The 20597-nt window shown below is 65.8% G+C and carries 15 protein-coding genes; 7 read left to right on the top strand and 8 right to left on the bottom strand.

Annotation, left to right across the window (positions count from 1 at the left end; translation table 11 throughout):
* Window position 1 precedes the first annotated feature (1 nt).
* A complete protein-coding gene (locus tag MFF34_RS07925; protein ID WP_099429798.1) occupies window positions 2–1066 on the bottom strand; it encodes a sigma-54-dependent Fis family transcriptional regulator in 1065 nt (354 codons plus the stop codon).
* 332 nt (window positions 1067–1398) lie between these two features.
* On the opposite strand from MFF34_RS07925, the gene MFF34_RS07920 reads away from it, so the two are divergent.
* From MFF34_RS07920 to MFF34_RS07895, 6 genes are all read left to right on the top strand, one after another.
* Window positions 1399–2472 (top strand): ABC transporter substrate-binding protein, encoded by a 1074-nt coding sequence (locus MFF34_RS07920; RefSeq protein WP_238212111.1) that lies wholly within the window; start codon window positions 1399–1401, stop codon window positions 2470–2472.
* Between the two features lie 11 nt (window positions 2473–2483).
* Window positions 2484–3707: a lipase family protein gene (locus MFF34_RS07915; protein ID WP_238212109.1), complete on the top strand. Its 1224-nt coding sequence runs from the start codon at window positions 2484–2486 to the stop codon at window positions 3705–3707.
* Window positions 3708–3719: 12 nt separating this feature from the next.
* On the top strand, window positions 3720–4919 hold the full coding sequence (locus tag MFF34_RS07910; RefSeq protein ID WP_099429800.1) for an LLM class flavin-dependent oxidoreductase: 1200 nt from the start codon (window positions 3720–3722) through the stop codon (window positions 4917–4919).
* Window positions 4920–4923: 4 nt separating this feature from the next.
* Window positions 4924–6477, top strand: coding sequence for an ABC transporter substrate-binding protein (locus tag MFF34_RS07905; RefSeq protein WP_238212100.1), 1554 nt, complete (start codon window positions 4924–4926; stop codon window positions 6475–6477).
* 213 nt (window positions 6478–6690) lie between these two features.
* Window positions 6691–9267: a TonB-dependent siderophore receptor gene (locus MFF34_RS07900; RefSeq protein ID WP_238212098.1), complete on the top strand. Its 2577-nt coding sequence runs from the start codon at window positions 6691–6693 to the stop codon at window positions 9265–9267.
* Window positions 9268–9295: 28 nt separating this feature from the next.
* A complete protein-coding gene (locus MFF34_RS07895; RefSeq protein ID WP_099429803.1) occupies window positions 9296–10384 on the top strand; it encodes an LLM class flavin-dependent oxidoreductase in 1089 nt (362 codons plus the stop codon).
* A gap of 127 nt (window positions 10385–10511) precedes the next feature.
* On the opposite strand, the gene MFF34_RS07890 is transcribed toward MFF34_RS07895, so the two are convergent.
* The 7 genes from MFF34_RS07890 to MFF34_RS07860 form a co-directional block, all read right to left on the bottom strand.
* Complete coding sequence (locus MFF34_RS07890) at window positions 10512–12296, bottom strand: ABC transporter ATP-binding protein (RefSeq protein ID WP_238212096.1); 1785 nt, start codon at window positions 12294–12296, stop codon at window positions 10512–10514.
* Window positions 12293–13120 (bottom strand): ABC transporter permease, encoded by an 828-nt coding sequence (locus tag MFF34_RS07885; RefSeq protein ID WP_099429805.1) that lies wholly within the window; start codon window positions 13118–13120, stop codon window positions 12293–12295. The genes MFF34_RS07890 and MFF34_RS07885 overlap by 4 nt, the downstream gene beginning before the upstream one ends.
* Window positions 13113–14192, bottom strand: coding sequence for an ABC transporter permease (locus MFF34_RS07880; protein WP_238212094.1), 1080 nt, complete (start codon window positions 14190–14192; stop codon window positions 13113–13115). The genes MFF34_RS07885 and MFF34_RS07880 overlap by 8 nt, the downstream gene beginning before the upstream one ends.
* Entirely contained in the window at window positions 14185–15759 is a 1575-nt protein-coding gene (locus tag MFF34_RS07875; protein ID WP_238212092.1) for an ABC transporter substrate-binding protein, read from the bottom strand. Before MFF34_RS07875 ends, MFF34_RS07880 begins: the two co-directional genes overlap by 8 nt.
* Window positions 15760–15769: 10 nt before the next feature.
* Complete coding sequence (locus tag MFF34_RS07870; RefSeq protein ID WP_238212090.1) at window positions 15770–16957, bottom strand: LLM class flavin-dependent oxidoreductase; 1188 nt, start codon at window positions 16955–16957, stop codon at window positions 15770–15772.
* Window positions 16958–17131: 174 nt separating this feature from the next.
* A complete protein-coding gene (locus MFF34_RS07865) occupies window positions 17132–17863 on the bottom strand; it encodes a class II aldolase/adducin family protein (protein WP_027593757.1) in 732 nt (243 codons plus the stop codon).
* Between the two features lie 27 nt (window positions 17864–17890).
* Entirely contained in the window at window positions 17891–18946 is a 1056-nt protein-coding gene (locus MFF34_RS07860) for an ABC transporter substrate-binding protein (RefSeq protein WP_238212088.1), read from the bottom strand.
* A 378-nt stretch (window positions 18947–19324) separates the two neighbouring features.
* Between MFF34_RS07860 and MFF34_RS07855 the strand changes: the two genes are divergently transcribed.
* Complete coding sequence (locus MFF34_RS07855) at window positions 19325–20557, top strand: acyl-CoA dehydrogenase family protein (protein WP_186678643.1); 1233 nt, start codon at window positions 19325–19327, stop codon at window positions 20555–20557.
* The last annotated feature ends 40 nt before the right edge of the window (window positions 20558–20597 follow it).

Raw genomic sequence — 20597 nt, 5'->3', positions numbered from 1 at the left:
CTCATGCCTTCGACAATTCGCCAATCTTCTCCAGCCGCGCCCGCACGATGTTGCGGCTGATGTTCAACAACCGCCCGGTCTGCAGCTGGTTCCCGTGGCAATACCGATACGCCGCCCGGAATACCGTCTCCTCGATGTGCTCATACAGGTTCGGCACGTTCTGCTCGAACAACGCCAACAAGGCGCTTTCAAGGTTAGGCGGCGCCGCGAGCGCGGCCGGTGCGTTGGCCTGCGTGGCGTACACCTGGGCCGCACCTTGCGGCCTCATGTCCACCAGGTGCAGGTCTGCGGGCGCTACCACCTGGTAGCGGCATACCAGCAAGGCATGGTGGATCGCGTTTTCCAACTCGCGGATGTTGCCCGGCCAGCTGTGAGCCAGCAATTTGCGCTCGGCATCCGGGCTGAGCGACGCACGTTCATAACCCAGGCGCCGGCAATGCTCTTCGATGAAAAATTCCGCCAAGGGCAGGATGTCGCCGGGCCGCTCACGCAGCGGTGGCAGGCGGATGGTGGCGACGTGCAGGCGGTAGAACAGGTCTTCGCGAAAATGCCCCGCCACCACGGCGTCGGCCAGGTTGACGTTGGTCGCGGCCACCAGGCGCACGTTGATCGGGATCGGTGTACGCGAGCCCAGCCGCACGACTTCGCGCTCCTGCAGCACCCGCAGCAACTTCACCTGCATGTTCAACGGCAGGTCCCCAATCTCGTCGAGAAACAGCGTGCCGCCATTGGCCGCTTCGAACCAACCGGCCTTGTTCGAGGTGGCACCGGTGAACGCCCCTTTCTCATGGCCGAACAGTTCGCTTTCCACCAGGGTTTCGGCAAAGGCACCGCAGTTCACCGCCACGAACGGTTCGCGGCCACGGCGGCTCAGCTGATGGATGTGGCGAGCGACAAGTTCTTTACCGGTTCCGGTTTCGCCGATGATCAGGGTATTGGCCTCGCTGGGCGCCAGGCGCTCGATACGGCTGAGCAGCTCCTGGGAGCGAGGGTCCTTGAACACAAGCACGGTGGCACGTACCGACTTGGTCAGCTCTCGGGCATTAGGGTGGGTGATCAGCGACATGGGGGCATTCCTGGCAATTGACGCGCAGCCCCATAGTGCCCGAAACAAATTAGATCAAAAAATTATTAATTCATCTTTATATATTCCATTTTTGAATATTTGATTTTCCAGCAGCCGACTGCTGCTGCAGCAGCAACGCGCCAGCACTGCCCTGCGTGCCGATCAGCAGGCTGGGCTCCACTCCGCGCCCCTCCCATGTGCTGAAGGCCCCGCCGTTAAAGGCCTGCAGCCACCTTTTCAAAGACTGGCATGCATTTCGCTCCTGGCCTGGCAATGCCTGGTTCGCTGCAGCACGCGGCCCAGACCTGTTGAACCCTTGTTTGGAGCCGCACATGAACACACTCTGGCGTCACGGCCTGGCCCTGTTGGGCGGCCTGTTACTCAGCCTGACCACATTGGCCGCCGAGCCACCGGCAGCGGTGCGCATCGCCATCGTTGCCTTCACCCAAGGCGGCGCGCCGGTCTTCGGGGGCATCCCGGGGCGGGTGATCGAAGACGGCTGGCTCGAACAGCAGTTGGCCGCCCGCGGCGTGAAACTGCAATGGACCGCCCTGCCCCACGCCGGCGCCGGGCCACAAATCAACGAAGGCTTCAGCAACGACAGCCTGGACTTCGCCGTACGCGGCGACCTGCCCTCGGTCATCGCTGGCGCCGGCCAAGTGCCCGGCAAGCTGATCGTGCCGGGTGGCAGCGGCAACAACATCTACTTGGTGGTGCCCAGCAGCTCTGCGGTGCGCAGCATCCAGGACCTCAAAGGCAAGCGCCTGGCCCTGCACCGCGGGCGGCCATGGGAATTTGCCTTCAGCAACTTCCTGGAAAGCCAGGGCCTCAAGCTGACCGACTTCAAGATCGCCAACCTCAACCCGCAGGTCGGCGCCGCCGCCGTGTCGGCCGGCAAGGTCGATGCCGCCGTGCTGCTCAACGAAGCCTACGCCCTGGAAGACAAAGGCGTGGCGCGGATCCTCTGGTCGACCAAGCAAGGCGCCAACGACTGGCGGCTGGTGTCCGACCTGTGGGGCACCGACCGCTTCGTGCAGCAGCACGCCGACCTCACGCAGCTGGTGGCCACGGCCTGGGTGCGCGCGGCCTGGTGGATCTCCCAAGCGCAGAACCGCGACGCCTATTACGCGCTGTCGTCCCGCGCCGGGGTGGCCGAAAGCGTGCTGCGCCGCGATGACCAGGACGACCCGGTGGCCTGGAAAGCGCGCTGGGCGCCGAAAAGCGATGCCCAGCTCAAAGCCCACTACGACGCCCTGGGCCACTACGCCTTGGCCAACCGCCTGATCCGCACGCCCTACGACATCAGCAGCGACCTGGCCACAGGCTTCACCCGCCAGGCGCTGATCGACCTGCAGCTCACCCACTACTGGCCGTCCCTGGACGCTCAAATCAGCCAACAACCTTGAGAACATCTTCCATGAAATTGCCTGTTTCCATCGTTTTCGGCCTCAGTGCCCTGGCCTTTTCCATTGGCGTCCTGGCCGCCGACACCTACGCCCCCAAACCCGACCCGCAACAAGGCGACGGCCGCGTTTCGAGCTTCTACACCTGGTCCAAGGCAATCCCGGCCAGCCCCGGTAAACTGCTGCGCAGCGAGCCGCTGGACTCAGCGCTGAGCTTGCCCAACGCCGCCAGTGCCCAGCGCATCCTCTACACCTCGCTGGACGGCATCGACGGCAAGACGCCAATCGTGGTCTCTGGCGCGCTGTTCATTCCCAAGGGCCCGGCGCCCGCCGGTGGCTGGCCGGTCGCCAGTTGGGGCCACGGCACCGTCGGGGTGGCGGATATCTGCGCACCGTCCTGGGCCGGGCGTTCCTACCGCGATGTGCAATACCTGAACCGCTGGCTCGAAGAGGGCTATGCCATCGTCGCCACCGACTACCAAGGCCTGGGTGTGCCCGGTGGCCACCCGCTGCTGAACAACCGCATGGCCGCCTACGGCATTCTCGATGCCGCCAAGGCCGTGGTCGCCGGCGTACCGGGGCTGGCTGACAAGGTCCTGATCATCGGCCAATCCCAGGGTGGCGCTGGTGCCTTTGCAGCCGGTGCCTATGCCGCAACCTATGCACCCAAACTGGGGGTCAAGGGCAGCATCGGCACCGGCGTGATCTACACCGTGGGGTCGAAAAACGTCGGTGAGCAGGACCAGAACAAGGTCGACCCGGCCCTGGCCTACGGCTTCTACACCTTGCTCGCCGCACAGCAGTACGACCCGAGCATCGACCCGCGCGACTTCTACACCGACAAGGCCCTGCCGCTGTTCGAGCAGGCGCGCACCAGTTGCCTGTCGGCACTGGTCAGTGATGTGGTCGGCACCGGCCTGACCCCCGCCAACGCCAAAAAGGACTACCAGGGCGACCAGCTCAAACCGTGGCTGGCCCAAGTGTCGTACCCCACCCTCAAACTGGCCCAGCCGATCTTCATCGGCACCGGCGCCGAGGACAAGACCCCTGCCGCCGCGACCCAGGTTGCACTGATGCAGGATGCCTGCAAGGCCGGCTCGGTGGTGCAGGGGCACCTGTACAAAGGCCTGGGCCATAGCGAAACGGTCAACGCCTCGCTCAAGGACTCGATCCCCTTCGCCCGCCAGGTCATCAGCGGCCAGCCAGTCACGCCCAACTGCAGCCCCAGCGTCCAGTAAGGAGGCCACCCCATGAGCATCGAATTCTTCACCCGCCTGCCACTGCATGGCGAAACCCAGTACCTGCCTGGCGACCCGCGCAACCGCGGCGACTGGCACGCAGGCGGCGACAGCAGCGGTGCGGTTTCCGGGTTCGCGGTAGGTGATCACTTCACCTACATCGATTACCTCGGGCAAATCGCCCGCGCTGCGGAAATCAACGGCTTCGGTGGCGCGCTGATGGTCAATGCGCCCACCGGCGAAGAGCCGTGGACCGTGTGCTCGCTGCTGGCACGGGAAACCCGCACGCTCAAATTCGTCACCGCGTTCCAGCCCTATCACTACACGCCCTGGGTAGCCGTGCAACAGGCCGCAACCTACCAGCGCGCCACCGGCAACCGGCTGGTATGGAACATCATCAACGGCGGCTCCGACGCCCTCCAGCGCCAGGTCGGCGACTTCGAGGGCCACGACGAACGTTACGCCCGCGCCACCGAGTTCATGGACGTGGTACGCGGCTACTGGCACAACGAGCAGTTTCACTACGAGGGCACCTATTACCGCGCCGAAGGTGGCGGACTGCGCGGGCCGCTGAAAAAAGCCGAGCTGCCGCTGATCTGCACCGCCGGTTCTTCGCTGGCCGCGCGCGAGTTCGCCGCCAAGCATGCGGACTTCTACCTGATGCGTGCCGAGCACCCGGACGAGATCGCCGCGCTGATCGCCGACATCCGCGCCCGCGCCTTGAAGTGGGGGCGTACCGACATTCGCTTCGGCCTGTCCATCGACGTGATTGCCCGCGAGACCGAAGAGGCCGCGCGCGCCGAGGCCAAACGTTTCTTCGACGAAGGGGTGGCCAAGGGCACGGTCAAGGCCCGCGCCGCCCACGCTGGCCTGCGCACGGCACGCAAGCTGAGCTACGAGCACGGCTACAGCGACAAGGACGAGCAGCAGGCCTTCGACGATTTCTTCATCCACCCCAACGTGTGGACCGGCTTCGGCTATATCGGCATCCCGCCAGGCTGCGCGCTGGTGGGCAGCTACGCCAACGTGGTGGCGCGCATCCGCGAGTACCACGGCATCGGCATCGACCTGTTCTTCCTTGCCGGCTACCCGCACCTGGAAGAAGCCTACCGCCTCGGCGAGCATATCTTGCCGCACTTCCGTGGCCAGCGCGCCGCCCTCGCCCGCCCGGCGCCCACCCCCGTGCAACTGCACGCCAGCAACGGAGGCTGACGCCATGGCCTGGGACGGTTACCCATTGAGCCGGCGCGCCTTCATTGGCCATGCCGGCGTACTGGCCGGTGGGCTGCTGGCCGGCTGCGGCCCAAGCGACAGCCCCGGGGACGCGGTTGCCGACCAGCCACGCCATGGCGGGCGCCTGCGTCTTGGCATCATCGATGGCAACCAAAGCGGCAACCTCGACGCCCATAAACCGGTCGGCAGCGGCATCGTCCGCGGCTTTGCCTTGTACAGCAAGCTGTGGGAGTGGGACGAGCAGATGCAGCCGCGCCTGGCCCTGGCCGAGTTCGCCGAGCCCAACGCCGACGCCAGCGGCTGGACGTTGCGGCTCAAGCCTGGGCTGGAGTTTCACCACGGCAAGACCATCGACGCCGACGACCTGATCTTCTCCATCAGGCGCCTGACCGACCCGCAGTTGGCCTCGCCCTATGCGGCGCTGCTGCACTGGGTCGACCGCGACAACCTGGTCAAGCTCGACGATCGCACCGTGCGCCTGGCTTTTCGCGAAGGCCGCAGCTACCTGCCGTTGCCCGAAACGTGGGTCAACTTCGGCGGCATCGTGCCGGTGGACTACCACCCGGTCACCAACCCGGTCGGTGCCGGCCCTTACAAACTCAAAAGTTTCACCCCGGGCCAGCGCTCGCTGTTCACCCGTTTCGACAATTACTACAAGCCCGGCAAACCGTATGCCGATGAACTGGAGATCATCGACTTCAAGGACCAGACCGGCCGCCTGGCGGCCTTGCGCGCCGGGCAGATCGACATGGCCAACGTCATGTCCACCGAGCACCTGCAAGTGCTGCAGGCCGACCCACGCCTGCGCCTGCTGAAGTCGGTGAGCGGCAACTGGTTGTCGTTCGACATGAACACCACCAAAGCGCCCTTCGACGACCCGCGGGTGCGTGAGGCGTTTCGCCTGCTGGCAGACCGAGAAGACTTGGTGCGCCGGGCACTCAATGGCCAGGGCCGGGTGGCCAATGATCTGTACGCCCCTTTCGACCCCACCTTCGACCACAGCCTCGGGCCACGGCCGCATGACCCACAACGGGCGGCGCAATTGCTCAAGGACGCGGGCCACGAAGGCCTGCAGGTGGAACTGGTCACGACCCCAGGGCCTGGGCTTACCTCGGCCCTGGTGCTGGCCGAACAGGCACGGCGCATCGGCGTGACGATCACAGTACGCCAGGTCGACCTGGCGACGTTCCAGGGGCCGCAACGCGACGACTGGACGTTGAGCACGGGTGGCAGCATCGGTGCGCCGTTTCTGGCCAGCGCCATCCATACCGACGCGCCGTTCGCCGTGGCCAACAAGACCCATTTCCACGACACGGCATTCAGCGAGGCCTTCCTCGCTGCCATGGCCCAGCCCGACCTTGAGAAACGCAAAGCCCTGGTGCACCGCGCCCAACGCATCCAGTACGAACGCGGCGGCATGCTGATCTGGGGCTTTGCCGACTTGCTCGACAGCGTCAGCACACGGGTCGGTGGGGCGCAGGCGGAGCAGTCGCTGTTCAGTACCTGGCGGTTCGAGAGCCTGTGGCTCAGGAGCTAAACGCTGGGCCAGCACAATCTTCTGTGGGAGCGGGCTTGCCCCGCGAAGCAGGTACCCCGAGGGGATGGCACGGGCTTCGCCCGTGTTCGCGGGGCAAGCCCGCTCCCACAAGGGGCGCATAGCGCCCCCGGCAGTCGCCATAGGCACCCAATAACCGCAGGCGCGGCTGCGCCCTCGCTTTTCCCATTCCCGAACAGAACGAGGCTCAGCCCCATGCTCCGCGTTGCCTTGCTGCACCCGACATTCCAGCCCAGCGCCCTGGCACTGGCCATCCTGGCCGCCAGCGTACCGCTGGCCTACGCCGAGGACACCCAACTGCAAACCGTCACCGTCCAAGCCGAACAGGCTGACGACGACGCCCTGCCCACCCGCCCACCGGCCTCGATCTACGGCGGCCTGGAAAGCAAAGTCCTCGACACCCCACGCTCTGTCACCCAGATCAACGCCGAGCAATTGGCCCGCGACCCGATCCAGAGCTCGGACGACCTGGTCAAGTACGCCCCCGGCATCACCCGTGGCGGCGGCCAGAACGCCGGCATCGCCCCGCAAATGCGCGGGCAAAGCTCCGAGGTGTTCCAGGATGGCCAACGCGCCTACGGCGTACGCCACCCCGCCAACTTCAACGCCTACGAAGGCGCCGACATCGTCGCCGGGCCCTCGTCGGTCACCTACGGATCGGTCAGTGGCAGCGGCGGCTACATCAACTACCTAAGCAAGAAGCCCGACTTCAACCGCTTCCGCACCCGCCTGAGTGGCGAAATCGGCAGCTGGATCCCCGATGGCGAATCACGCGATGCCACCCAATTCAGCATCGACAACACCGGTCCCCTCAGTGACAGCCTGGCCTACCGGGTCAGCATCACCCGCCAGCGCCAGGAAACCTTCTACGACAACGTCGACAACAACTTCGACGCGTTCTACGGCGCCCTCGCCTGGCGCAACGACAACCTGCGGGTGGACTGGAACGCCGCCTACGACGACTACTACGACTACAACATCACCCACGGCTGGAACCGCGCCACCCAAGACCTGGTCGACCACGGCAGGTACAACGCCGGGCGCGCCACGCCGATCATCCAGAACGGCAACAGCCTGTGGTCGCCGGTGCTGTCATCGGGTGCCAGCGATGCCCAGGTACTCGGCTGGGTGCAGCGCCAGCGCAACGCGCAGGGCCAGTACCAGGTGGTCGATGGCAGCTTCCAGGGCGCCTCACCCAATACCCAGGCCAGCCCAGGCAGCTTGCGCGGCTGGGTGTACGACCCGTCGCTGGCAGGCAATGGCCAGACCTCGCTGTCGCCACAGACCGGCCAGCGCGCGCAGGACCAGAACCGCTCGCGGCGCTTCACCACACAACTGCGCGTCGAGGGCGACCTGACCCCGTCGATCACCCTGGCCAACAGCACTTTCTACCAGCACTCCACCGACACCACCGACGCGGTGGGCGCGTTCCAGGTGCAGGGCAAGGACGACATCTTCGACAACCGCTTCGAGTTCCGCGCCCGTGGCCAATGGCAGCTGGGCGGCCTGACGCTGGTCGACGACAGCAACACCGGGCTGATCTACCGCCGCGAGACCAACGAGTCGATCGCCGCCAACAACAATTTTGGCTCCACCATCAACGCCTACGACCTCACTCTCGACCCGACGCTGAAAAACCCTGGCGACCTGCTCGGACTGAGTGGGCGCAACCCCGCCGGTGGCAACGGAGCCTGGATCGGCCAGCCCGGCGTGCCACAGTTGTCCAATTACTATGGCTGGCTCAACCTGCCCGCCATGTACCCGGCAGGGCACGGTTTGTACGCTGAATCGGTGGCGCCCTACACCGCCGACAGCACCTGGACCACCCAAACCCTGTTCAGCCAGCACAACCTGCGCCTGGGCGAGCGCGTGGGGCTGAACGTGGGGGCCAGCCGCAGCTGGATCGATGCCCGTATCGAAAACCCCTTCGTGCTCGCGGGCGGCAACCCGCGTAAGGACTCTGACAATTACCGGTTGTTCTCGGTACAGGTCAGCCCCTATTTCAAACCCACCGACAACAGCACCCTGTACTACACCTTCGACCGCTCCCTCGCCGTCAACACCGGGTTCTTCACCAATGGTTTGGGCTGGGGCAGTGGCGCCGGGGCCAACCAGCTCAACCCGCTGGCGTTCGAGAGCCTTAGCGTGCTGCACGAAGTGGGGCTGAAGGTCGAGGCCATGCCCGACCAGTTGTTCTTCACCTTGGCCGCCTACAAGCAGGCGCGCGACCAGTCGCCAGACAGCAACAACAACATCGCCCGGTTGATCGTCAAAGGCTGGGAAGCAACCCTGCGCTACCAGGACCCGCACCTGCGCGGCGGCCTCAACCTCAGCCGCATCAGTGCCTACAACGAGTTCACCAGCCAGGCCGGGTTCGCCTCCGCAGGGTTCATCCCCGACAACGGCACCGTGTTCGGCGACAACAACAGCCTCAACCAGCGCCCGTCCGGCAAGTTCGATGCGGTGCAGATTCCTGAGTACAACGCAGGCGGCTATGTCGATTACCGCTTCGATTCCGGGTTCGGCGTGGAGCTCTCTGGCTGGTGGACCAGCAGCTGGTACCTGAACCTGAGCAAGACGGTAAAGGTGCCCGACGAATACAACCTCGACCTTGCCGCGTATTACCGCCAGCCACAGTGGGGCGTGACGCTGCGCATGCTCAACGTCACCGACGAATTGAATTTCGTCAGCGGCCTGGCCGGCTCGACCAACACCTTCTTGCAACCCATGCCCGGGCGCACCTTGCTGGCCCAGGTCGATTACCAGTTCTGACCCTTCCTCAACGTAAAAGGCCATCGCCATGTCCATTGAATTCGTCGGCATGATTTTCCCCCGCCAGTGGTCCGAGACCCGCGGCGTGCGCTCGCCCGACTTCGACCTGCCGTTCATCCGCCACCACGCCCGCGCCCATGAGCATGCCGGTTTCGACCGGGTACTGATCGCCAGCGGCCCAGGCAGTGCCGACAGCCTGCAGATTGCCGCCTATGCGGCCGCGCACACCGAGCGCCTCGGCTTCATGATCGCCCACCGCCCTGCCCTGACCGCGCCGACGGTGGCCGCGCGGGCATTCGCCACCCTCGACCACACCACCGGCGGCGGGCGCATTCGCCTGCATGCGATCACCGGCATCACGGCCGAGCCGCAAGAAGGTGACACCCTGCTGGACAAGACCGCGCGTTACCAGCGCGCCGACGAATACCTGGAGATTGTCCGGCGCACCTGGACTGCCGAGGAGCCGTTCGACTTCGAAGGCCGCTACTTCACCATCAAGGGCGCTTTTTCGCCGGTCAAGCCGCTGCAGCAGCCGCATATCCCGATTTCCTTTGGTGGCTCGTCCGACATCGCCTACCAGATCGCCGTCAAACATGCCGACCTGTATGCCCTGTGGGGTGAACCGCTGAGCGGCGTCGCCGAGCAGATCGCCAAGCTCAAGGCTGCGGCGAGTGCCGCTGGCGTGGCGGCGCCACGGGTGAGCTTGTCGGTGCGGCTGATCCTGGGTGCCACCGAGGAGCTGGCCTGGCAGCGCGCGGAGCAGATCCTCGCGCAGATCAAGGCCAACCCGCAGTTTGCGGCGGACAGCCCCTGGCAGAAGCGCATCAAGGGCACCGGTTCCGAACGCCTGCTCGCCGCCGCCGCCCGGGCGGACCGGCATGACCGGGCATTGTGGATGCCGACGGCGACAGCGGTCGGGGCTTATGGCGATACCACAGCGCTGGTGGGCACGCCGGAGACCGTTGCCCAGGCGTTGCTGGATTATGTCGACCTGGGGGTGAGCACCTTCCTCAACCGCGGGTATGACCCGTTGTACGACACGGTGGATTACGGGCGGTGGGTGATTCCGGCGGTGCGGGAGGAAGTGCGGCGGCGGCAGGCGCGATTTGCTGGGTGATGGTGCCCAGCTGGGGATTGCATCTGGGGTGCCAGGTGCATGCCTTGGGCCTTGCACCGCCTGTAAGATCGAGCGCCGCCCGCGCGGCGCTCGGCCTCACAGGCGCCCTACAACCCAAGGCATGCACCTAGAAGCCCACCTGCAACCGAGGCGAATGTTCCACCAAGGTCCGGGTATAGGCATCAACCGGCCGCCCAAGCACCTGCTCAGCCGCCCCCTCTTCCACCACCCTGCCCTGGCGCAACACCAACACCCGGTCGGCTATCGCCCGCACCACGCCCAAGTCGTGGGTGACGAACAACACGGTCAGCCCTTCACGCTGCAAACGCCGCAGCAATGCGAGGATCGACGCCTGCACCGACACATCCAGCGCCGAGGTAATCTCGTCGCAAACCAACAGCCGTGGCTCACAGATCAACGCCCGGGCAATCGCCACGCGCTGCCGTTCTCCCCCTGACAGGCTGTGCGGATACAGATCAGCCACACGCGCCGGCAGCGACACCCGCGCCAGTACCGCTTCGACCCGATGACGCGCCTCATCGCCACGTACAGCGAAGAAATGCGCCAAGGGCGCGCTGAGGGTCTGCGCGATCGTCTGCCGAGGGTTCAACGCCCGGTAGGGGTTCTGGAACACGTACTGAATCTGGTGACGCAGCCGCGCATTCCGTTGACGCGCGGTGAACGCCAGCGGCTCGCCGCCGTAACGCAGTTGCCCTTGAACGTTCTCGCCCAACCCCGCGATGGCCCTGGCCAGGCTGGTCTTGCCCGAGCCGGACTCGCCCACCAGCGCCAGGCATTCGCCTTGCGCTACCTGCAGTGAAACATCGAACAGCACTTGGCGGTCGTAAGCCACATCCAGCCCCTGCACCTCCAGCAACACCTCTGCACTAGGCGCCGCTGCCATCTCGACACCCCGCTCGCCCGGGGGCAGCGGCTCACGGTAGGGCGCCAGGCAAGCGACTTGCTGACCGCCCTCGAACGCCAGCAGCGAAGGCTCGATCACCGCACATTCGGCACGTCGCCTGGCACAACGAGGGGCAAACGCGCAGCCCGCAGGCCGCTGCCCCGGCGCCGGCGCATGGCCGCCAATGGCTTGCAGCGGCTGGCGTCGGGCAATATCAGGAATGGCCGCGAGCAAGGCACGGGTGTAAGGGTGTGCCGGTGCTTTGAACAAGGTTTCGCGCCCCGCCACTTCCACCAATCGCCCGGCATACATCACCATCACCCGGTCAACCAGGTCGCGCACCACGGCCAGGTCGTGCGTCACGTACAACGCCGCCACACCGTGCCCCCGGCACAGTCGCTTGAGGGTTTCCAGCACATGCGCCTGGGTGGTCACATCGAGCGCCGTGGTCGGCTCGTCGAGCACGATCAGTTTCGGCCGCAGGACAAACGCCAATGCCAGCATCACCCGCTGTTGCTGCCCCCCGGACAACTGATGCGGAAAGCGCCGCAAAAAAGCGGGATCATCCGGCAAACCGACATCCACCAGGGTCTCACTGATACGCTGCTGCAATGCATCTTTGGTCAGCTTGGGTTGATGCGCCAACACGGTTTCACGCAACAAGGCGCCTATGCGCAGAGCCGGGTTCAGCGCTGTGGCCGGGTCCTGGGCGACGTAGCCCACCAACCCTCCCCGCGCCAGGCGCAAGGCTTCGCCCTCAAGCTCCAGCACCGCCTGCCCAGCCACCGCAATGCGCCCGCCGGTAATACGCGCACCTTGTCGCGCATGGCACAGCAAGGCCGTGGCCAGGGTGGTCTTGCCCGAACCGGACTCGCCCACCAACCCCACGATCTCTCCCGCCGCCAGGCTGAACGAGACATCGGCCAGCACATCGACCTGCCCGGCCAGTTCCACCCGCAGGTCGCTGACCCGCAACACGTCGCTGTCGACCTTCAACGCCGCCGTCATGGCTGTTTCTCCCCAATACGTGCACTGACCCGGCCGATACCTTCCGCCAGAATGTTGGTGCCATAGGCGAACACCGCAATCAGCAGCGCCGGTGCCAATACTGCCCAGGGCTGTACCAGCAGGCCGGCCTGGTTTTCGTTGATCATCAGCCCCCAGTCCGCCGCCGGCGGCGCTACGCCATAACCCAGGAAGCTCAAGCCCGAGAGCATGCCCACCGCCCAGGTCAGCATGTTGCCGAAATGCACCAGCAGCGGCGTCAGGATGTTCGGCAGGATTTCGCTGAACAGGATGCGCCAACGTGAGTAGCCCATCATCTGCGCCGCCTCGACGAACTCCTGGCCCGCCACCGCCACCGCGCTGCCACGCGCCAGGCGCACGACCCCTGGGGTAAACGCGATGGCCACGGTCAACACGATCAGCCACGGCGCACGGCCGAGCATCGAGACGATCAGCAACACCAGAATCAGGTCCGGAAAAGCCAGCGAGACATCCGCCGCCCAACTGATCGCCTGGTCCAGGCGGCGGCGCGAAAAACCGGCCAACAACCCAAGGCTGCCGCCGACCACCAGCGCAAGGGTGGCCGCCGCCACCGACATCCACAGCACCGACACGCCCCCGCTGAGCAAGCGAGACAACAAGTCGTGGCCAAGAAAATCATGCCCCAGCGGCGCATCGGCAGTCGGCGGCCCATACACCGGCCCGACCATGGCCGTCGGTGCATGCGGCGCGAGCCAGGGGCCCAGCAGCGCCAGCAACATCACCAGCGCGGTAATCACAGCGCCGCGCCGCACCTGCGGGTCGGCCAGCCAGCGGGTCTCAGTCATGGGTTGCCTCCTGGGCAGGTGTACGGCGTGCGCGTCGCCACCACGGGCGGATGCCGCGCCGGTTGCGGCGGATCATCTTGACCCGGCGCGCGGTGCGCAGCTTGGGGGTGAGTAGAACAGTCAGCAGGTCGGCCAACAGGTTGATCAGCACCACAGCCAGGGTGATGACCAGCACCACGCCCTGGATCATCGGCAGGTCGCGCATTTGGATCGCCGCATTGAGGGCCGTGCCGATGCCCGGGTAGCTGAAGATCACTTCGGCCAACAGCGCGCCGCCGACCAGCGTGCGCAGGGTCAACGCCACCCCCTGGATGGCCGGGGTCAGGGCGTTGGGCAAGGTATGGCGCCAGACGATGCGCCGCTCCGGTATACCGCGCAAGCGTGCGGCCACCACGTAGTCGGACTCCAACGCCTCGATCATCGAGGCGCGGACCATGCGTGTCAGGTACGGCAGCGCCGACAGGCTCAAGGCAACCACCGGCAGCACCAACGATGGCAACTGCCGCCACAAGGGCAATTGCGGGTCGAGGATCGACACCGCCGGCAGCCAGCCCATGCCGGGCATGGAAAACAACAGCACCAGGCCGATGGCCAACAGAAAGCTCGGCGTGGCCTTCAACAGGATCAAGGCCGACAACCCCCTGCGGTCCAGCGGCCGGTCACGGCGCAGCGCCAGGCTCACGCCCAGGGTCAGCGCCAGTGGCACCACCAGCGCCAGCACGCCGGCCAGCAAGGCCAGGGTGTGGCCGAGCCGCCCGAACAGCAGCTGTGCCACCGGCACCTGCGAGTCCAGCGAGATGCCCAGGTCACCGCGCAATGCCGCCCCCAGCCAACGCAGGTACTGCACCAGGATCGGCTGGTCGAGGCCCAGCTGGCGCTGCAAGGTCACGATGCTGTCCAGTGGCGCATCGGGGCCAAGGATGACCCGCGCCGGGTCCGAGGGCAGCGCCTGGGTGGCGATGAACACCACTAGGCTGATGACCCAGGCGGTCAGCAGGCCGTAGCCCAGACGGCCAATGAACCAGGCCAGCCAGGCCGGCGTACGTGGGGAACGGTGAGCGTGATCAGGCATGGTTCAACCAGAGTTCGTCGAAGCGCCAGGAGGCGAAGGTGGTCTGTTCGGGGACGAGCCCGCCGACCTTGGCGGACGCTGCATCGAGCACGTCCGAGAAACCCCAGATCAACAGCCCGCCACGTTCGTGCTGGATTACCTGAGCTTCATGCACCAAGGCCTTGCGCCGCTCCAGGTCGGGCTGCGCCAGCGCCTGGCCGTACAGTTCGGTAAACCGTGAGTCGTGAAAATTACTGCGGTTGTAGATGGCTTGCGGCGCATCGTTGTGCAGCGCCGAGGCGAGGAAACCGCGGGCCGGCGTCGAACCTGGTGACAGCTGCCACTGCTCGCGCTGTGGGCCATTGAACACCGAGCCGTCGACCTGGTTGACCTTGACCTGCACCCCCGCCTTCTGCGCCTGCTGGGCAAACACCAACGCCGCGTTCACCCCTGGGCCTGGTGTGGTGGTCAACTCGACACGCAAGTCGTCCTGCCCGGCCTGGCGCAGCAGTGAACGGGCCTGATCAAGGTTGTACGGGCGCTGGGCGATCGTGTGGTTGTAAGTCGGGTCGTGTGGCGAATACAGGTCGTTGGCGACACGGCCGAAACCATTGAGCCCACGCGCCACCAGCTCTTGCCGGTCGGCGAGCAGCCGGAACGCCTGGCGCACACGTACGTCCTGGAATGGCGGCTTAGCCAGGTTCAGGTTGAAACCGGTGAACGAGGTGCTGGGCGAGGCGTACAGGCGCAGGCGCGGGTCAGCCTTGAGCAAGGCACTGTGCTCGGCCTGCACCCCGCTGGCCACGTCGATCTGCCCTGCGCGCAAGGCCGCCGCACGCGAGACCTGGTCCTTGAATTCGATGATCTCCAGCTCATCCGCATAAGGACGGTTAGGTTTGTAGTAGTTTTCGAAGCGGGTGTAGAGCGAGCGTTGGCCAGGGATGAAGCTTTTGAGCTTGTAGGGCCCGGCGCCTACCGGGTTGGTCAACGGATGATAATCGGTCGGCACGATGCCGCCGAAACTGATCAGCGTTTCATCCAAGGGATAGAAGCTTTGCCCCTGTTTGAAGCGGATCTCGATCGTACGCGCATCCAGCTTGCGCAGCGCCTGGCGGTCGATGGCGCCGACCAGCCCGGCAAACGGCGAGGCCAACTGCGGGTCGGTCAAACGCAGGATCGAGAACAGCATGTCGTCGGCAGTGATGCTTTTGCCATGGTGAAATTCCAGCCCCGGCTTGAGGCGGATGGTCCAGGCGCTGGCATCGGCATTCGGCTCGGCGAACTCGGCCAAGGCCAGCCGTGTGCTGACATCCGGGTTCCATTCCCAGAACTTGGCGTACAGCGCCCAGCCGCGGATGATGCCGCCGCCCACCGGCTTGTGCGCATCGAGGTTGCCCGCCTGGTCTCCGTCGATGATGCCCACGCGCAACCGCCCACCGCGCACCGGCGTGGCGGGTAATGCGATACCGCCAGCCGTGGCAGCGGGCGCGCCACCATCGCAGCCGCTGAGCAGCCCGCCACCGAGCAGCAGGCCGCCCCCGACGGCCAGGCTGTTGCCGAGAAACACCCGGCGCGAAAACTCACTCATCACCCTCTCCTTACGCCGGTTGGGCCACGGTCGGCTTAGTGCGGGCGCTCAGGCGCGGCACCTCGAACCCGTGGTCCAGGTCGAGCAGCGGGAACAGCAGGTCGGCCACCCGGTGGGCTTCGTCGATCAGCGGGAAGCCCGACAGGATGAACGCCGAGGTGCCTTGGGCTTCGTACTCGCGGATGCGCTCGGCCACCTGTTCGGCGCTGCCGACCAGGTAGGTGCCCGCGGCCGGGCCAAGTATGTTGAAGCCGAACAGGCTGGGGCCCAGCCAGACGTTGGGGTAGATCTCCAGCTCGCGGGCAGTGGGCAGGCGCCCGGCGCGAATGCTGTCGAGGTTGCGCTGAATGCGCGGGTCGTCGCTAACGTAGGTGTACAGGGTCTGCCCTGCCGGCAATTGACGCTCGATGGCCGCGCGGGCGGTGGCCAGCGAAGTGCGCTGTAGCAGGCGTTCGGCATGCGCCCAGGCTTCTTCTTCGGTCTCGCGCACGATGACTTGCAGGCGTGTGCCGTAGGTCAGCTCGCGGCCGATTTTTGCTGCCTCGGCGGCCACCCTGCGGAACTTGTCGCCGAGCTTTTGCGGGGTATCGGCAAAGCTCAGGTAGACGTCGAGTAACTGCACCGAATGGGCCACGCCCGGCGCCGATGTGCCCGCGCCCCACAGCGGGATGCCAGGCTTTTGCTTGGGTGGGTGCCAACCGCCCAGGGGGTGGCTGGCCGCCGCAGGTGAGCGTGGCGAGAGCTTGACGTAACGGCCGTCGTAGCCTGCCGTTTCACCCGCGTAAAAGCCCTGGAACGCACGCCAGTACTCCAGGCTGAAGTCGTAGCGTTCATCGTGCGGGTAATGCACGCCCAGCGTGGCCAGGCCGGCGTCGTTGCCGTTGACCACATTGAACAGCAAACGGCCGTTGGAAAATTGGTCGAAGGTCAGTGCCCACTTGGCCAACACCGCAGGCGACAGCTCGCCTGGATGTTGCGCGACCAGGAAGCGCAGGCGTGACGTGGCGTCGATCAGCGCGGCCGATACCGTAAGGCTTTCGTTGGGGCTGGAGCCGAGCAGCGAGCCGTAGAAGCCCAGGCGATCGGCGGCGATGGCCAGTTGTTTTAGGTGCTCGAAGTCGGTGTTCCAGCGGCCTTCGGGCTCCCAGGGATAGGGGCCATCGGGGGTGGTGAGGTACCAGAGGATTTTTACTGCCATGGGGATGGTCCTTGCTTGGAGTGAAATATCGAGCTGTCACTCGTCCCCCTGTAGGAGCAGCCTTGTGCTGCGAAGAGGCCGGCCCGCCAGATACAGTTGCTGCGCCTGGACTGGCCTCTTCGCAGCACAAGGCTGCTCCTACAAAGGAGGGCGTGGTGGGCTTGAAACTGCGAATCAGCTGCGCCGATCGATACCCGGCACCAGCCCCAGCTCGGTAGCGCGCTCGTACAACCCACTCATCTTCCACTGCTGCGTCAGCACCCCTGGCCCGTAAGGCCGCGAACCGCCCAGCGCATCGGCCAACAGCTGAATCTGGGCGCCTTCTTCCAACAGCAGGATGAACTCGGCCGTCGCACGCAGCCCCTGCTTGCCCCACACCGTGGAGCCGCCATTGGCTTCGAGAATGGCCAGGTTGAACGGGTTTTCGGCGATCTTGTCGAGGATGAAGTCCACCTCGGCCTGGCGCCGGTCGATGTACACCGGTAGCTCCCGCGCCAGCTGATAGCGCTGCACCGGCACATAGTGGAACGGCAAGGTACGGTGGGTCTGGGCCCAGGCGCCGAGGTACGGGCTGTGCACATGCGAGATCGTGGTGATGTCAGCGTGGGTCTGGAACAGTTTGGTGTAGCGTCCCAGCCCGCCTTTGCCCTTGCCGACGATCACGTTGCCGGAGAAGTCGGTCACGGTCGCCTGCAGCGGTTTGCGGTGGTTCCACGGGCCGCCGTAGTTGACGGACACCAGCAGGTCTTCACCGGGCACACGCTCGATGAAGCCGACAGTGCCATTGGCGGTGATGGTGTTGGTCTCGCGGAATACGGTAAACGCCGCTTCGGCTTCGGCGACCACCTGGTCGATGAAAGCGTGCAGTTCGGCAGTGACGGGGCGTTCGTTGATCAGTACGGTCATGTTCATTCTCCGGGGGCGGATGCAAGGTCAGGCGCGGCGCTGGGCCAGCAGTTCATGGGCAGCCTGCAGGGGCCGTGGGTCGACCCAGTCGGCGATGCTGAAGTCGGCTTCGAGGAAGCCATGCAGGTAGAGAAAGTCCTTTTGCGTGCCCAGAAACGCCAGGCGTTGCTCGGACAGGTCCGGCGCCAAGGTGGTGTGGAACGCGCCGCGATAGGCTTCGGCAACACCTTGGATGCCGGCGCGGGTCTCGTCCTCGAGGAAGCTGTTGAGCGCATCGCGGTTGCCGGCCGCCCATTCGGCAGCGCGCAGGGTCTGGGCCAGGAAGCGCGCAACCAGCTCGAAGTGGTTGTCGAGCAGGCTCTGGTGCACGGTGATTGGCCTTGGCGTGCCGTTGTTGATGCGGTGGCGCGGGTCGGCTAGCAGGTCGAGATCGACGCCCACCACCAGGCCCAGGCGCCGCGCCGCATCGGCAGCGGCCGCGCCCTTGACGTAGACGGCATCGACCTCGCCGCGCGCCAGGTAATCCAGGCCCGACCACAGGCGCTGCAGGCCCAGCTGCGGGGTGGCGGCGCTGGCCTGGTCGAGCAGCGCCACTTCCACCAGTTGCACGTCGTCCAAGTGCAGGCCGGCCGAGGCCAGGGCGCCTTTGTAGCCGTGCAGGCTCATGGCCCGGGCGATGCTGCCGGGGCGGCTGTCAGCCCAGGCCGGCAGCGCCAGGCGCTTGCCGCGCAGGTCGGCGGCGTTGCGGATGCCTGAGTCCGGGCGGACCAGGATGGTCTGCCATTCCTCGATCCAGGTCAGGCCGATCAGCCGGCTCGGTGAGCCTGCTGCACGGGCGGCCAAGGCAGGCACGTTGCCGCCTTCGCGAAACAGCCCCGGCAGCTGGTGATCGTAGTGGTGATGGCCAAGCTGACGGGTTTCCTGCAGGGTCGAGACTGGCAGGCCGTCGCGGGCGAATTCTTCGTCCAGCCAGCCCAGCTTGTAGGCGATGCCCGAAGCGGTGGGCACCGGGCAGCGGGTAAACCAGATGCGGTCCAGGGCAGTGGGGTCGTCGGATTGCGTTGCGGCAGTAGCGCGTGTCATGGGGTGGCTCCTTGGGCGTCGTGAAAGCGCTATTGCAGCGTGCGTGCCAACCGCTGGAGGCCTTGATTTACGGGAAGTTGAGTGTCGTTCACAGGCGTTGGCTGCTGGGCACGGAGCAGGATTGCGGGCGGGGTGCTGCCAGATCAGCAGGCGAGCTGTTGCTGGGGCAGCAGGCGCGGCCCGAAGCCAAGCAACACGGGGCCTGGTGAGTCATGGCAAAGAACTTGCTCAAGGCTATGGGACCGCGGTGCAGCCATTCGCGGGCAAGCCCGCTCCCACAGGATTGTCATTGCCCTTGAAACCGGCACCTCACCTGTAGGAGCGGGCTTGCCCGCGAAGCAGGCGCACTGGCCCTTGAAGACCCTTGCGAGACGACCCATGAGCGCCATCGAACCCAGCCCTATCCACCGCCTGACCAGCGAAGCCGAAGCCATCGCCGCCGCCCGCGAGGTCGCCGCGCAAATCGCCGTGCTCGCCGCCGACCCCAGCAACAACGGCCAGCTGCCGCGCCGCCAGGCCGACCTGCTGTCCAGCAGCGGTCTCACCGCCATCGCCGTACCGGCCGAATTCGGCGGCCTTGGCGCCTCAGTGCAAACCATCGTCGAAACCGTGCGCCTGATCTCCACCGCCGACGGCGGTGTCGGCCAACTGCTGCAGATCCACAACGTGATGCTGCGCGGCATCTTCACCAGCTACGCCGACGACGTGCGCGACCGCCTGATCGCCGACGTACTGGCCGGCAAGCGTTTCGGCAATGCCTTGGCCGAGGTGGGCGGCAAGAACAAGTTCGCCCTGAAAACCCGGGTCGAGCGCCGCGCCGATGGCAAGCTGGTGCTCAATGGCAGCAAGTTCTACTCCACCGGCTCTTACCTGGCCGACTGGATCTCGCTGACGGCCGCCAGCGAAGACGGCGGCGTCGGTGTGCTGCTGCACCGCGACACCCCTGGGCTGACCCTGGTCGATGACTGGCAGGCCTTCGGCCAGCAGAACTCGGTGAGCGGCACGGTCAACTTCGACGAGATCGTGCTGGACGAGCGTTACCTGTCGCGGCGCACCGGCCCGATGAAGCGCACAGGGCTGACCTTCCCGCAGATTCTTCATGCCGCCATCGACACCGGTATCGCCGCCGGCGCGCTGCAGGCAGGCGTCGACTACCTGCGCGAGCATGCCCGGGCTTGGGTGGAAAGTGGCGTGGACCGCGCCAGTGACGAGCCACACGTGATTCGCCAGATTGGCGAGTACGCCGTGGCGCTGCGCGGTGCCGAGTCGGTACTGCGCGATGCCGCACGGGTGTTCGACGCGCATGAGCGCGACCCGGAGGACAAAGCCCTGCAGGATGAACTGATCCTCTCGGTGGCCACTGCCCGCGCCCACTCCGATGCGGCGTCACTGAAGATCTCCAGCGACCTGTTTTCTCTGCTCGGGGCCAGTGCCTCGTTGAGCAAGTGGAACCTCGACCGCTTCTGGCGCAACGCCCGGGTGCACACCACCCATGACCCCATTCGCTGGCGGCTGCACAACGTCGGCAACTACTACCTCAATGGCGCCGACCCGGGGGAGTACACCGCCGTGCTCAATGCCAAGGAAACCCAGGGCGCAACGCGCCGTTGAACCTAACCCTGGGGGCCGCTGCGCGGCCCATCGCAGGCAA

This window comes from Pseudomonas sp. PAGU 2196 (genome assembly GCF_022179005.1).
GTDB lineage: Bacteria > Pseudomonadota > Gammaproteobacteria > Pseudomonadales > Pseudomonadaceae > Aquipseudomonas > Aquipseudomonas kermanshahensis.
This window is presented reverse-complemented; position numbering and strand designations above follow the sequence as displayed.

Excerpts from the sequence above, each read along its gene's own strand:
- MFF34_RS07890 (WP_238212096.1), bottom strand. The coding sequence starts at position 12,296 with ATGACGGCGGCGTTGAAGGTCGACAGCGACGTGTTGCGGGTCAGCGAC.
- MFF34_RS07870 (WP_238212090.1), bottom strand. The coding sequence starts at position 16,957 with ATGGCAGTAAAAATCCTCTGGTACCTCACCACCCCCGATGGCCCCTAT.
- MFF34_RS07885 (WP_099429805.1), bottom strand. The coding sequence starts at position 13,120 with ATGACTGAGACCCGCTGGCTGGCCGACCCGCAGGTGCGGCGCGGCGCT.
- MFF34_RS07900 (WP_238212098.1), top strand. The coding sequence starts at position 6,691 with ATGCTCCGCGTTGCCTTGCTGCACCCGACATTCCAGCCCAGCGCCCTG.
- MFF34_RS07920 (WP_238212111.1), top strand. The coding sequence starts at position 1,399 with ATGAACACACTCTGGCGTCACGGCCTGGCCCTGTTGGGCGGCCTGTTA.
- MFF34_RS07855 (WP_186678643.1), top strand. The coding sequence starts at position 19,325 with ATGAGCGCCATCGAACCCAGCCCTATCCACCGCCTGACCAGCGAAGCC.
- MFF34_RS07925 (WP_099429798.1), bottom strand. The coding sequence starts at position 1,066 with ATGTCGCTGATCACCCACCCTAATGCCCGAGAGCTGACCAAGTCGGTA.
- MFF34_RS07910 (WP_099429800.1), top strand. The coding sequence starts at position 3,720 with ATGAGCATCGAATTCTTCACCCGCCTGCCACTGCATGGCGAAACCCAG.
- MFF34_RS07860 (WP_238212088.1), bottom strand. The coding sequence starts at position 18,946 with ATGACACGCGCTACTGCCGCAACGCAATCCGACGACCCCACTGCCCTG.
- MFF34_RS07895 (WP_099429803.1), top strand. The coding sequence starts at position 9,296 with ATGTCCATTGAATTCGTCGGCATGATTTTCCCCCGCCAGTGGTCCGAG.
- MFF34_RS07880 (WP_238212094.1), bottom strand. The coding sequence starts at position 14,192 with ATGCCTGATCACGCTCACCGTTCCCCACGTACGCCGGCCTGGCTGGCC.
- MFF34_RS07905 (WP_238212100.1), top strand. The coding sequence starts at position 4,924 with ATGGCCTGGGACGGTTACCCATTGAGCCGGCGCGCCTTCATTGGCCAT.
- MFF34_RS07875 (WP_238212092.1), bottom strand. The coding sequence starts at position 15,759 with ATGAGTGAGTTTTCGCGCCGGGTGTTTCTCGGCAACAGCCTGGCCGTC.
- MFF34_RS07865 (WP_027593757.1), bottom strand. The coding sequence starts at position 17,863 with ATGACCGTACTGATCAACGAACGCCCCGTCACTGCCGAACTGCACGCT.
- MFF34_RS07915 (WP_238212109.1), top strand. The coding sequence starts at position 2,484 with ATGAAATTGCCTGTTTCCATCGTTTTCGGCCTCAGTGCCCTGGCCTTT.